A 12,891-nucleotide genomic window follows, 5' to 3' on the forward strand; every position below is an offset into this window, starting at 1 on the left:
GAGGAAAACTTTCGTGAAGCTTTCCCAGGTCACCATCAGAATTGCTTAGAAGTTGCCTCTTAAGCCCACCTTGATAGCGCGAGCACCTGCAGGAGCCATGTCGCGCAAAACAGATGAGGCATTACGAGCTTCTACATCGGTAAAGTTGTCCACTCTCATGAAAAGATATGCAGACTTCATGCCTGTAACGGCCGTTTTATAAGAGGCCCCCAAACCGAACATTGTGTAACTTGGCGTAGCGCCTAAATCATCGGCATAACGATTCTGACGAGCGGAATATTGCACATCGACTTGGCTTGAATACTTGCCCTCCGAGTACACCAAGGCAGAACTCAAACGCAATGGTGAGATACGAGGCAATGCAACACCTGTTGAGCGATTTTCACCACGCACATAATCAGCTTTCCAATCCATGTTCAGCTGACTAACCTTGCCAAATAAGCCAGAAGCCAACGGGAAACGACCATCAGCCTCTAAACCATACAAGCGAGCTTTGATGCCACTGAAGTTGTATTTAGGGACGCAGTGGCCACTGCCGCCCCCCTGACATTCATCGATGTCAAGCGACTGAATTCTTCCATCTAACTCATCTACGTATCCGCCTTGAGTCAAGCCAATAAAATTAGAGAACTCCGTGACATACGCTCCAAAATTAGCGCGCGTGGTTGGGGTTTTAAACTTCATCCCTAACTCAAGCGTTGTGCCTTTTTCTTTTTTGTTGTCGGCGTTTCCTTTCTCATAAGTCTCTGTGGCGTGATGCATGCCGTTGGCATAAAGTTCATAAAATGTTGGGGCGCGTTCGGTGTAAGACAAACCACTGGTAGCGGTCCATCCAGAACCCATGTCTTGGCGATAGCCGACTGAAGCGCTGAATGGTTTGAATTTTTTGCTATCAGCAGTGAATGACTCAGTTTCACCATTTGTGCCACCACCAAAACTATCCACCTTCACAGACTCCAGTCTTAAGCCTGCGTTAACAGCTTTGCCCGGGGCAAAAGAAAGTTCCTCAAATACAAATAGGGCCATGCTGTTGGTTTGAGTGTTGGGAACGAAAGTTGCATCACCGATGGCAGAGAATTTAGACTCAGCTCCCTGAACACCCCATGCACCCTTTAATGAGCCTAAAGAAGTTTGAATGGGTAAATGAGTTCCTTCAATGCGACTGTCCCAACCTTTATTTTTAAAGGTTGACTCAACCACTCCACCAGCTGATTCTTCATGCTTGTAATCCGTTGTACTGAATGAGCCTCTGATAGATTCAAAAGGACCGGTTTTGCCTGATAAATTTCTTTGCTCACCGGCAAGCGTTAATTTGTCTTGTTTTAATTTGATTCTGGTTGGGCTCGCAATATCGCCCTCTTCATACAAACCTGTGCCGTATTCATTGCGATAAGTGTCAAGTGAAAGCCCCAGATACCCATGGTCATTGGTCAAAGAAAATCCCAATGCGCCGCCTTGTTGATCAGCATCACTGTTCAGCAATTTACCTTGGCTGATAAAGCCCTCGCGTCCAGCTTGCTTTGGAACCTTTAGATCATCCGTTTTTCTGCTTGAACCATCAACATGAATTGCAAATGCGCCGTTACCAACGGTTACCAAACCAGCGGCTGCGCGCTCTGATTCAGCTCCACCAGCTCTTACTTCGGCGCGGCCATGAACACCTTTCACAGGAGCCTTTGGTATGCGGTTATCAATCACGTTAACCGCGCCTCCAATAGCGCTACCGCCATACTGAAGAGCCGCTGGTCCACGAACCACTTCAATTTGCTCAACTAACAAAGGCTCTATTGCAACCGCATGATCGTAAGACAAAGTGGAAGCGTCCAAACTTGCGCCACCATTGCTCATCACTCGAACGCGATCACCATCCAAACCTCGAATGGTTGGTCGACTGGAATTTGGTCCAAAATCTGTTGACCCAACGCCTGGTAAACCATTCAGGGTTTGGCCCAAAGTGCTTGATTGTTTTTGTGACAATTGATCGCCACGCAAAACACTCACAGGAGTGATTAAATCATTGATATCTGCGCCAAGAGGGTTGGCACTAACAATCACTGGCTCCAAAGTTTGTTGAGCCTGTGCGAACGAAATTGATAAAGCAGCAATTGCTGCAGCACTGAAAGCAGTGCGCATAAAGTCTTGCATGTGTTTCTCCTAAACATGAATAAAGATCACGCACTTGGCGTGAGTAAATTTCAGTATTTAAGAATTAGGCGGACCTCTGACATCAAAGGGTCGATAGGCTTCGATCGAAGCCTGATATGTTAAATAGCTATTGATGGCCGCATTGGTTTTATCAATGACTGACAAAGTCATTGGAGCCGTTGGCATTGCCATGCTCAATGTTTGAGAATCATAAGCAGCACAGTGATGTTTGCCATCAGACTCATTGCCATCATGACGATGATGATGTTTTGCGCCATCCACTTGATGTTCATTCGCAACACCATCGGACGCGCTATGCTGCGTGACCGCTAAGCCATGAGAAACGCTATGGCTAAAACCTTGCCACTGGGCCACAAATAAGCCCATGACAAGGAAAATTAAAAAAGAAATTGTGCGGGCTTTAAACACCAATGATTGTGTTTAGTTACCAAATAACTTTTGGCGCAATTCGCGGCGCTCTTGAGCTTCTAAAGATAGATTGGCTGTTGGGCGAGCCAACAAACGTGGAATGCCAATTGGCTCACCAGTTTCTTCGCACCAACCATAGTCGCCAGACTCGATACTCAATAAAGACTGCTCTACTTTTTTGAGAAGCTTGCGCTCGCGATCACGTGTGCGCAATTCCAAAGCATGCTCTTCTTCAATCGTTGCACGGTCGGCTGGATCTGGAACCAAAACGTTTTCGCGAAGATGCTCAGTGGTTTCGTTTGCATGAAGCAAAAGATCTGCTTTCAAAGCCAATAGCTTAGCTTTGAAAAATTCTAGTTGAGCAGCATTCATATAATCCTTTTCAGGCATTTTTACGATATCTGCTTCTGTTAATGCTTTCTTGCTCATTTCTTGTCCTTTCGGGACTTTGGTCTTACTTCGCTAAATTTAAATCTCTTACAACCGCTTTACAAGCTCTTTACAAGCTATTTTTGCGCCGCAATACCCCTTAATTTTTATAAGAGCTCAGGGCGCGGATTCTACTCTAATCTATAAAGATTACACCAAACATGTTTCAAGGCCACCCAATAAAACATCTTTGGGCAGGTCAATTCCAATAAAAACCATCCTGGTCTCTTTTTTATCCTTACCCCACGGAGCGCCTAAATCAGAAGCCATCATTTCATGAACGCCCTGAATGATGACTTTGCGTGCACCACCCTTGATAAACAAAACACCTTTATATCTCAACATCTTAGCGCCAAAAACAGACAAAATTCCACCCAAAAAATCTTCAAGCTTCTGAGAATCAAATGGTCGATCGCTTTTAAATACAAATGATTGAATTTTGTCGGTGTGACCCTTTTTCATGAATTGCACGGGTTGAGTGTGCTGGTGACCATGCTGATGGTCATGCCCGTGGTTGCAGTCTGGGCCATGCTCATGATGATCGTGACCGCAATTTGCATGGTCATGGTCGTCTTGCTCCAAGAAATGCGGGTCAATATCCAACTTGTCGTTCAAATTAAAGCCACGCAAATCCAATACCTGATCCAAAGACACGGTTCCTTGAGTAATGCCTGTGATTGGCGCACGAGGATTCATGTGCATCAATCGATGCTTTAGCTGATCAACCGCTTTTGCATCGACCAAATCTGTTTTAGTGATAAAAATTCTGTCAGCAAAACCAACTTGCTGCTGTGCTTCTTCGTGTTGGTCTAACTGTTGGTTACCGTGCTTGGCATCAACCAAGGTCACAACAGCATCCAAAATGTAGTGGCTGGCAACCTCATCGTCCATGAAGAATGTTTGAGCCACAGGACCAGGGTTGGCAACCCCTGTGGTTTCAATCACCACTCGATCAAAATGAATTTTCTTCTCTTTGCGAGACTCAAATAAGTCATTGAGCGCTTTGACCAAGTCTCCGCGAATCGTGCAGCAAACGCAACCATTGCTCATCTGAACAATTTGCTCATCACTGTCCTGAACCAAAATATCATTATCGATGTTCTCTTCACCGAACTCGTTTTCAATCACGGCAATTTTTTTGCCATGATTTTCATGAAGAATATGTTTGAGCAAAGTTGTTTTGCCACTACCCAAAAAACCGGAAAGAATTGTTACTGGTATCAAAGCCATGATTGCATCCTTGTGTAATCTATTAATTATGAGCCTATCGAGCGCAGATGGCTATAGCCTCTGAAGCAACAAGCCCTTTAAGTAATCTCCCTCAGGGAAACTTGTTAAAAGTGGGTGATCGGCGCCCGAAGACAAGCGCTGCATCAACCTAAAGTCCATCGAAGTATTGCCTGAATGTGCCATTGCCTCGGCGCTGGCCATCGCGATCGTTCTTTCAAATAATGCGGAATCAACCGCACCAGAGCAAGAAAACGTAAAAAGCAAGCCGCCTGGTTTTAAAAGCTGCATGCCAGCACGATTAATCTCTTTGTAGGCACGCAAAGCTTTATCCAAATGATGGGAGGATGGGGCAAATTTAGGTGGGTCTAAAACAACGATGTCGAATTGCTTCTCTTCTTTTCTTAATTGCGTCAACACGGCAAACGCATCTGAATCAATCCATGTCGCACGACGCTCATCAAAACCATTTAACAACATCTGTCTTTGAGCCATTGCCAAAGCTTCACCTGAAGAATCAACCGAAGTGACGTGCTTTGCACCACCTTTTAAGGCCGCCAAAGAAAAGCCGCCGGTGTAGCAAAACATATTCAACACTTCTTTATCGTTTGATAGCTCACTTAAAAGATGTCGACTATCTCTTTGGTCGATATAGAAACCAGTTTTGTGGCCATGCACCACGTCCACGCTGTACAGCACACCGCATTCATTCACATTGATTGGAGCCTCTGGCATCTGGCCAAACAGCGCCCCGACATGAGGCTCAAGACCTTCGCGGGCACGAACGGCCGCATCAGATCGCTCAACAACAGTTTTGCAAGCTGTTTGTTGAACCAAGGCCTGCACAATCGCTTCTTTCCAATGCTCCATACCAACAAATAAAAACTGGCACACCAAAGTATCTGCGTACTGATCAACCACCAATCCTGGTAGACCATCGCTCTCGCCAAAAATCAAGCGAATCGCGTTGGTGTTTTTTACCCACTGCGCTCTGTGCGCAAGGGCCTTAGAAATACGCTCTTTAAAAAAAGCATGGTCAATTGTTTTGCCTTCATCCCAAGTCAGCACCCGCACCCTGATTTGTGAAGTTGGACTGTAAAGACCTTTGGCAATGAACTTGCCCTCGTGTGATAAAACTTGAACTGTTGCTCCAGGATAAATCTTGCCATCAACACGTTCGATCGCATTCGAGTACACCCAAGGATGTCGTCTTAGGAGTGGGCGTTCTTTACCGGCTTTTAATGTGATGCTCGCTTGCATTATTCACTCTTCTTATTTTTAGCTCTTGGATGCGCCAAATCATAGGCCTGCGCCAAATGCTGAAAATCCAAGGCGGTATAAATCTGCGTACTGGTGATGCTGGCATGACCCAACATTTCTTGAACTGCACGCAAATCACCCGATGATTGTAGAACGTGACTGGCAAAACTATGTCTCAACATATGCGGATGAACATGTGTGGGCAGTCCCGCTTTGACTGCCAGTGCTGCCAAATGTTGCTGAATGGTTCTTGCTGAAGCTCGCTTACCTTGTTTGTTGATAAATAATGCCTGAACCACCTCTTTTCCAGTCAAGGCATGATTGGCGCGCACCGCCAGCCAATCTTTCAAAGCATGAAGTGCTGCCTCACCAACGGGCACCGTTCTTCTTTTTTTACCTTTACCTAAAACCATCACTTCACCAGCTTCAAAATCAATCCAGCCAGCGGACGAATACTCTTTCGTTTCAATCGGATTCAAATCAATGCCCAGCAATTCAGACAAGCGCAAACCAGACGAATAAAGTAATTCAACAATGGCCCTGTCTCTTGCCCTCAAAAAATCATCTGCCTGAACGCTTTCTTTATTGGCACTCTCCACCAAATTGATCGCTTGTTCAACCGACAGCGCCTTAGGTAAAGGCTTCTTTCGTTTGGGGGCCTTGATATCACTCAAAGGGCTTTTATTGACCAAACCTTTTTGATTGGCCAACCATAAATAAAAACCTCTCCAAGCGGAGAGCATTCGCGCAATGCTTCTTGATGCTTGACCCTGAGAGTGCAGTTTCACAACCCATGAGCGCACATGATCTGAAGTAACCTCGGCCAACTCAAGCCCTTGCTCATCAAGTCTGGCCAACAAATAATCAAGATCTTTTGTGTAAGCGGCAATCGTGTGTTGCGAAACCTGCCTGACCACATGAAGTTCACGCAGGTATTCTTGCGCGAGCAAAGACTTCATGATTAGATCAATCCTATTCTTTTGAACGGGTTAATGCTGCTAAAGCAAGCTCACCGATTTGATCCAAGTAAACACGCCCCATGTCAGAGGTGAACTTTTCAGCGCTTTGACTAGCAAGTAATATTTGAACGTTTAACGATGACAAGTTAATCACTGCAAGACTTTGAATATTCTCTTTTAAAAGAGCTTTGATGGCATCGCTGGATTGATTTGCTGAACCACAGAAATTACCATGATCACCATCCAGCAATTCAACCTGCTCAATGTCAAAAATTGTGGCCAGTCCAGCGCTGATGGCAGCCCTGACATCAGCCTCAGACTTGGCAGACAACAAATTTGATAACCACTGAATCATCAAACCCTGCGTTTTATCGTTTTGACTACCAAAGCGCAGCATGTCTGAAAGACGCTGGTTCAAAGCCTGGTTTTGTTGACGCAAAACACCCAACTGACGCTCTTGCAAAGAAATGGCCCGGTCGCCGTGTGGATTTTTTAATTGAATGTCTGCCAATAAATCAGCATGTCTTTCAAAAAACCCTGGGGTCGCTAAAAGCCACTCTGCAACTAAAGCTTCGCGCTCTTGTTGCTCAGCCGTTTGATTGTTTGCTTGTGTCATGATTGATTTAACTTATCCGTGAGTAATTTGTTGACTTGCTGTGGATTGGCCTTGCCTTGAGTTGCCTTCATGATCTGGCCAATCAAAGCATTAAAAGCCTTTTCTTTGCCAGCGCGGAATTCCTCTACCGACTTTTGATTGGCTGCTAAAACTTGATCAATGATCGCCTCCAAAGCGCCGCTATCACTGATTTGCTTAAGACCTTTTGCCTCAATGATGCGATCAACAGCATCAGGGTCTGATGCTTTCTCATCCCACATGGCCGTGAAAATTTCTTTAGCAATTTTGTTAGAAATCGTGCCATCGGCAATGCGTTGAATGAGTTGCGCCAACTGAGAAGGATTCAGTGGTGACTGCGCTGCACTGATGCCTTCTTTATTCAGGGCCGACGCAAACTCACCAGTCATCAAATTAGCCGCTGCCTTGGCTTGATCTTTGCCTACTTGTTTAAGCAAGTCTTCATAAAAATCAGCCGTGGCACGCTCTTGCGTGAGAACCTGGCAATCATAAGCAGACAAACCGAATTCAGACTGCCAGCGCTCTGATTTTTGTGCTGGCAATTCTGTCATTTCAGAACGCTCTTTAGCAATCCACTCTTCAGAAATCATCAGCGGCAATAAATCTGGATCGGGGAAATAGCGATAGTCATTCGCGTCTTCCTTGCTGCGCATGCTACGTGTTTCTTTTTTATCTGGATCGTATAGTCGCGTTTCTTGAACAACTCGGCCGCCATCTTCGATCAATTCAATTTGACGACGAACTTCGTATTGAATCGCCTCTTCTAAAAAGCGGAAAGAGTTCAAGTTTTTAATTTCGCAACGAGTGCCATATTCTTTTTGCCCAACAGGTCTGACAGAAACGTTGGCATCACAACGGAATGAACCTTCTTGCATATTGCCATCGCAAACACCCAGCCAAACCACCAAGCTATGGAGCGCCTTGGCATAAGCCACAGCTTCTGCAGCGCTTCTCATGTCTGGCTCTGTGACAATCTCAAGCAAAGGTGTGCCAGCACGATTTAAATCGATGCCGCTGGATGACTCGCCGTGAGGGCCACGAAAATCTTCATGCAATGATTTACCGGCATCTTCTTCTAAGTGAGCCCTGGTCAGCTGAACAGTTTTAGCCACACCATCTAAAACAATGTGAACCTTGCCACCTTGCACCACCGGGATTTCAAATTGACTGATTTGATAACCCTTGGGCAAGTCAGGATAGAAATAATTCTTGCGCGCAAAAATACTCATGGGTGCAATGTGTGCACCAACGGCCAAACCAAAACGAATCGCATGAGCAACCGCTGCCTTATTTAAGACAGGCAAAACACCGGGCAAAGCCAAATCAACCGCGCACGCTTGTCTATTTGGTTCGGCACCAAACTCAATCGATGCACCGCTGAATATTTTTGAATTAGTTCTTAGTTGCGCATGGGTTTCCATGCCAATCACGACTTCCCATTTCATCACGCACCACCTTTCACTGCAAAAGGTGATTGAGCTTGATGCCAATTGGTTTCTTGCTGATAAGCATGTGCTACTTGTAGCAAAGCAGCTTCAGAGAAGTAATTACCAATTAATTGCAAACCTACTGGCATGCCGTGATCACCGAAACCACAAGGCACGCTCATGGCTGGCAAACCTGCCAAGTTTGGTGAAAGCGTGTAAATATCTTCTAAATACATTTGTGTTGGATCAGAAACTTTTTCACCCAGCTTGCCGGCAACATTCGGCGCAACCGGTCCTGCGATGATGTCGCAGGCATCAAATGCATTTTGAAAATCTTGCGCAATGATGCGACGAATTCTCTGTGCTTTTAAATAATAAGCATCGTAATAACCGTGCGACAAAACGTAAGCACCAATCATGATGCGGCGCTTTACTTCTGCGCCAAATCCTTCTGATCTTGAACGCTTGTACATGTCTGTTAAATCGCCGTACTCTGCCGCGCGATGTCCATAACGAACACCATCAAAACGACTCAAATTACTCGACGCTTCTGCGGGAGCCAATACGTAATACACCGGGATCGATAACTCTGTTTTTGGCAAAGACACTGACACACACTCGGCGCCCATTTTTTTCAATTGCTCAATGGCGGCATCGACAGCCGTTCTAACATCTGCGTTCAAGCCATCGCCAAAATATTCCTTAGGCAATCCCACTCTTAAACCTTTGAGAGGCAAGCCTGGCTCACCAGACCAAGTTTTACCAAGTGCTTTTGTGTAATCTTCTTTGGCGCGCTCTAAGCTCGTGGAATCTTTTGCATCATGTCCCGCCATAGCATTGAGCATGATGGCGCAATCTTCTGCGGTCTTTGCCATTGGCCCTGCTTGATCCAGTGACGATGCATAAGCAATCATGCCGTAACGTGACACTCGGCCATAGGTAGGCTTAATGCCAGTGATGCCGCAAAACGCTGCGGGTTGGCGAATCGATCCGCCAGTATCTGTTCCAGTTGAAGCGGGTGCCAAACCTGCAGCAATTGCTGCAGCGGAACCACCTGATGAACCACCCGGAACTCGTGCGAGATCCCAAGGATTTTTAGTGGGGCCTGCGTAAGCACTTTCATTGGAAGATCCCATGGCGAACTCATCCATGTTGACCTTGCCCAAACAAACCATGCCCGCACGACCAACTCCAAGCTCAGCAACCACATGCGCATCAAATGGACTGATGTAGTTATTCAATATTTTTGAACCAGCGGTTGTCTTCCAATGCTTGGTGACAAAAATATCTTTATGCGCCAGTGGTACACCCGTCAATTTAGTTGCAGAACCATCAGCCAATTGAGCATCAGCAGCCTTGGCTTGCAACAAAGTTTGTTCAACGTTCACATCAACAAAAGCATTCAGCTCTTTTGATTCGGCAATACGCGCTAAAAAATAATTTGCGAGCTCTTGGCTGCTCACTTCTTTTGAATGAAGTGATTTTGATAATTCTGCAATGGTTTTGGTGTGCCAACTCATTCGATCACCTTTGGCACAAGAAATAAACCATCATGCTCAGCGGGTGCATTTTTCAAATAAGCATCTCTTTGATCATGCTCTGTGACCATATCTTCACGCAATGGCTGGGCAATGGCCATGATTTGCTCAATTGGGTGAGCCAAAGGCTCAATACCATCGGTATTCACGGCCTGCATTTGCTCAACCAAATGGAAGACTTTCTGCAACTGGGCCAAAGTGGCCTTAGCTTCGTCTTCCGAGAGCGATAAATGGGATAAATGCGCTATGCGCTTAACATCTTCGAGATTCATTTGTCCTGCTACGGTATCATTAAAGGGTTCATTAACGTATTAATTAATCTATTTTCCTACTTATATTATGTTTGGTCTCTTTCGCAACTACTTTTCTAATGATTTAGCCATTGACTTGGGTACCGCAAATACCCTTATCTACATGCGTGACAAGGGTATTGTCCTTGATGAGCCATCGGTTGTGGCGATTCGTCAAGAAGGCGGCCCGAACGGCAAAAAGACTATTTTAGCCGTAGGTAAGGAAGCCAAGCAGATGCTTGGTCGTGTTCCTGGCAATATTGAAGCAATTCGCCCCATGAAAGATGGCGTTATTGCTGATTTCACAATCACAGAGCAAATGCTCAAGCAGTTCATCAAAATGGTTCATGAGACCAAATTGCTCAAACCAAGCCCAAGAATCATCATTTGCGTGCCTTGCGGCTCAACCCAGGTTGAAAGACGTGCGATTCGCGAATCCGCCTTGGGCGCAGGCGCCTCACAGGTTTATTTGATCGAAGAGCCTATGGCTGCGGCCATCGGCGCCGGTTTGCCAGTTTCAGAGGCTTCTGGCTCAATGGTGGTCGACATTGGTGGCGGCACAACCGAAGTGGGTGTGATGTCCCTAGGCGGCATGGTTTACAAGGGTTCTATCCGTGTGGGTGGCGATAAATTTGACGAAGCCATCATCAATTACATTCGCCGTAACTACGGTATGTTGATCGGTGAACAAACCTCTGAAGCCATCAAGAAAACGATTGGCTCAGCCTTCCCAGGCTCAGAAGTGAAAGACATGGAAATCCGTGGTCGCAACCTCTCTGAGGGTATCCCACGCAGCTTCACAGTAACAAGTAATGAAATTCTAGAAGCCTTGACTGATCCATTGAATCAAATTGTGACCGCCGTGAAGGTGGCCCTAGAACAAACACCTCCAGAATTGGCCTCTGACATTGCTGATCGCGGCATGATGTTGACTGGTGGCGGCGCTTTGCTTCGCGACCTAGATCGCTTATTGCTTGAGGAAACTGGCCTGCCTGTTCATATTGCCGAAGATCCATTGACCTGCGTGGTCAGAGGCTCAGGCATTGCGCTTGAGCGCATGGACAAGCTAGGCGGCGTATTCTCTCAAGAATAAGTTCGCTAAGCAGCTAGAGAAATTTAATTGCAGCTTAGCCCTCCTCCTCTCTTCAAACAAGGTACGCCAGCTCTCATCAAGCTGGCGGGCTGTCTTTTGGTCAGCATTTTGCTGATGGTCATGGACCATCAATTCAAGGCGCTGAATCAGGTTCGCTCTGTTGCAAGCTACTTAATCACCCCGTTTCAATATGCCATGCAAATGCCTAGAAATGCTTTGGTGGGTACTTACGACTACCTCACCAGCAAAGGCTCTTTAGAAGTTCAAAATGAGCTCTTAACTAAGCGCGTGGCCGAGTTAACACTTCTAGCCAATCAGTCAGAACTGTTCATGTCTGAAAATGCACAATTGAGAAAACTGATTGGTATCCAAGAACAATCTCGCTTTAAGATTTTGCTTGCGCAAATTCTTTATAGTCCATCGAACCCCATGTCTCAACGCGTTGTGATTGATCGGGGTGCAGCAGACAACCTCTCTCTTGGCCAAGCGGTCTCAGATCATCAAGGCATCATTGGTCAAGTGGTGCGTGTCATGGAAAACAAATCTGAAGTCACTTTGTTGGATGACAGAGACATGGTGATTCCAATTCAAGTCGCCAGAAATGGTCTGCGAGGCGCCCTTCATGGCAATGGCAGAGGTCAGCCATTGGAGTTGCGACACATGGCTGCAGTGAGCGATTTGCAAGTGGGTGACGTCTTGATGACATCTGGCATTGATGGCGTTTATCCACCAGGTTTTGCAGTTGCCACCATCGATAAAATTGAGCGCAACGTCGACAAAAATTTTGCCTACGTTTACTGCTCCCCCGTGGGCGGTGTGAATCGCTTTCGTCACGTGATGATTCTTTTCTACGACGCTGGATTTGGTCCTAAGCCAGAAGCCAATAAAAATTTCAAAGAAACTGATACAAAGTCCAATCGTTTATACAGAGGTAAGCCATGATAGAAAGCGGCTACATCCTTCGTCCTGCAAATCCTCTGTTCATTACCTTTAGCTTGCTAGCAGCCACTTTGCTCAACTTTTTACCGCTGGGCAATGCTCCGTGGGTGCCTGATTGGCTGTTGCTTTGCTTGGTGTTTTGGACCATTCATCAACCAAGAAAAGTGGGTGTGATTTGGGCGTTTTGTTTAGGCTTGGTCATGGATGTTCACAATGGCAATTTACTTGGCCAATACGCATTCATGTACCCACTGGTTGCCTACTTTGGTATTTTTTGGCAAAGACGGGTGATGGGCTTTACGCGCATCCAACAAGCTTTGCATCTCTTGCCGCTTTTTATATCAGCTTCAATTTGGCCGTTGATCATTCGTTGGGTTGCTACGGGTGAAATTCCATTCTGGGCATGGTCGAGTCTGTTTTCTGGTTTTATTGAAGCTCTCTTGTGGCCAATGGCAGTCGTCCTCTTATTGGCACCGCAACGCAGGCCAACCGACGTTGACCTCAACCGTCCAATTTAATTG

General features: G+C 46.0%; 13 protein-coding genes. 3 read left to right on the plus strand and 10 right to left on the minus strand.

Going from position 1 to position 12,891, the window contains the following annotated elements; genetic code table 11:
- Nucleotides 1-45: 45 nt before the first annotated feature.
- The 10 genes from AOC33_RS01860 to gatC all read right to left on the minus strand — a co-directional run bounded on the left by AOC33_RS01860 (nucleotide 46) and on the right by gatC (nucleotide 10,320).
- A complete protein-coding gene (locus tag AOC33_RS01860; protein WP_089514904.1) occupies nucleotides 46-2,145 on the minus strand; it encodes a TonB-dependent receptor in 2,100 nt (699 codons plus the stop codon).
- A gap of 57 nt (nucleotides 2,146-2,202) precedes the next feature.
- Complete coding sequence (locus AOC33_RS01865; RefSeq protein ID WP_143744004.1) at nucleotides 2,203-2,574, minus strand: hypothetical protein; 372 nt, start codon at nucleotides 2,572-2,574, stop codon at nucleotides 2,203-2,205.
- Nucleotides 2,575-2,586: 12 nt separating this feature from the next.
- Nucleotides 2,587-3,003 carry an RNA polymerase-binding protein DksA gene (gene dksA / locus AOC33_RS01870; RefSeq protein ID WP_089514906.1) on the minus strand — a complete coding sequence of 139 codons (417 nt, stop codon included), beginning with the start codon at nucleotides 3,001-3,003 and terminating at the stop codon, nucleotides 2,587-2,589.
- 150 nt (nucleotides 3,004-3,153) lie between these two features.
- The gene (locus tag AOC33_RS01875) at nucleotides 3,154-4,236 is read right to left on the minus strand and encodes a CobW family GTP-binding protein (RefSeq protein ID WP_180738104.1); all 1,083 of its coding nucleotides are present in this window, start codon (nucleotides 4,234-4,236) and stop codon (nucleotides 3,154-3,156) included.
- A 48-nt stretch (nucleotides 4,237-4,284) separates the two neighbouring features.
- Entirely contained in the window at nucleotides 4,285-5,490 is a 1,206-nt protein-coding gene (locus AOC33_RS01880; RefSeq protein ID WP_089514908.1) for a class I SAM-dependent rRNA methyltransferase, read from the minus strand.
- Complete coding sequence (gene xerC / locus AOC33_RS01885) at nucleotides 5,490-6,449, minus strand: tyrosine recombinase XerC (protein WP_089514909.1); 960 nt, start codon at nucleotides 6,447-6,449, stop codon at nucleotides 5,490-5,492. Before xerC ends, AOC33_RS01880 begins: the two co-directional genes overlap by 1 nt.
- A 13-nt stretch (nucleotides 6,450-6,462) precedes the next feature.
- Nucleotides 6,463-7,065, minus strand: a complete 603-nt coding sequence (locus tag AOC33_RS01890) for a DUF484 family protein (RefSeq protein ID WP_089514910.1) — start codon at nucleotides 7,063-7,065, stop codon at nucleotides 6,463-6,465.
- Nucleotides 7,062-8,531, minus strand: coding sequence for an Asp-tRNA(Asn)/Glu-tRNA(Gln) amidotransferase subunit GatB (gene gatB / locus AOC33_RS01895; protein ID WP_180738077.1), 1,470 nt, complete (start codon nucleotides 8,529-8,531; stop codon nucleotides 7,062-7,064). Before gatB ends, AOC33_RS01890 begins: the two co-directional genes overlap by 4 nt.
- The gene (gene gatA / locus AOC33_RS01900) at nucleotides 8,528-10,030 is read right to left on the minus strand and encodes an Asp-tRNA(Asn)/Glu-tRNA(Gln) amidotransferase subunit GatA (RefSeq protein ID WP_089514912.1); all 1,503 of its coding nucleotides are present in this window, start codon (nucleotides 10,028-10,030) and stop codon (nucleotides 8,528-8,530) included. The genes gatB and gatA overlap by 4 nt, the downstream gene beginning before the upstream one ends.
- Nucleotides 10,027-10,320, minus strand: a complete 294-nt coding sequence (gene gatC / locus AOC33_RS01905; protein ID WP_089514913.1) for an Asp-tRNA(Asn)/Glu-tRNA(Gln) amidotransferase subunit GatC — start codon at nucleotides 10,318-10,320, stop codon at nucleotides 10,027-10,029. Before gatC ends, gatA begins: the two co-directional genes overlap by 4 nt.
- A gap of 67 nt (nucleotides 10,321-10,387) precedes the next feature.
- Here gatC and AOC33_RS01910 point away from each other — a divergent pair, with 67 nt between their 5' ends.
- From AOC33_RS01910 to mreD, 3 genes are read left to right on the plus strand one after another with little or no spacing between them, the layout of a single operon-like run.
- Nucleotides 10,388-11,431, plus strand: a complete 1,044-nt coding sequence (locus tag AOC33_RS01910) for a rod shape-determining protein (protein ID WP_089514914.1) — start codon at nucleotides 10,388-10,390, stop codon at nucleotides 11,429-11,431.
- 27 nt (nucleotides 11,432-11,458) lie between these two features.
- Nucleotides 11,459-12,373: a rod shape-determining protein MreC gene (gene mreC / locus AOC33_RS01915; RefSeq protein ID WP_089514915.1), complete on the plus strand. Its 915-nt coding sequence runs from the start codon at nucleotides 11,459-11,461 to the stop codon at nucleotides 12,371-12,373.
- Entirely contained in the window at nucleotides 12,370-12,888 is a 519-nt protein-coding gene (gene mreD / locus AOC33_RS01920; protein WP_089514916.1) for a rod shape-determining protein MreD, read from the plus strand. Before mreC ends, mreD begins: the two co-directional genes overlap by 4 nt.
- Nucleotides 12,889-12,891 lie beyond the last annotated feature (3 nt).

The organism is Polynucleobacter cosmopolitanus, assembly GCF_002224225.1.
Classification (GTDB): Bacteria; Pseudomonadota; Gammaproteobacteria; order Burkholderiales; family Burkholderiaceae; genus Polynucleobacter; species Polynucleobacter cosmopolitanus.

Coding starts and splice junctions, on each gene's coding strand:
- AOC33_RS01860 (WP_089514904.1), bottom strand. CDS start 2,145: ATGCAAGACTTTATGCGCACTGCTTTCAGTGCTGCAGCAATTGCTGCT.
- dksA (WP_089514906.1), bottom strand. CDS start 3,003: ATGAGCAAGAAAGCATTAACAGAAGCAGATATCGTAAAAATGCCTGAA.
- AOC33_RS01880 (WP_089514908.1), bottom strand. CDS start 5,490: ATGCAAGCGAGCATCACATTAAAAGCCGGTAAAGAACGCCCACTCCTA.
- xerC (WP_089514909.1), bottom strand. CDS start 6,449: ATGAAGTCTTTGCTCGCGCAAGAATACCTGCGTGAACTTCATGTGGTC.
- AOC33_RS01890 (WP_089514910.1), bottom strand. CDS start 7,065: ATGACACAAGCAAACAATCAAACGGCTGAGCAACAAGAGCGCGAAGCT.
- gatA (WP_089514912.1), bottom strand. CDS start 10,030: ATGAGTTGGCACACCAAAACCATTGCAGAATTATCAAAATCACTTCAT.
- gatC (WP_089514913.1), bottom strand. CDS start 10,320: ATGAATCTCGAAGATGTTAAGCGCATAGCGCATTTATCCCATTTATCG.
- AOC33_RS01910 (WP_089514914.1), top strand. CDS start 10,388: ATGTTTGGTCTCTTTCGCAACTACTTTTCTAATGATTTAGCCATTGAC.
- mreD (WP_089514916.1), top strand. CDS start 12,370: ATGATAGAAAGCGGCTACATCCTTCGTCCTGCAAATCCTCTGTTCATT.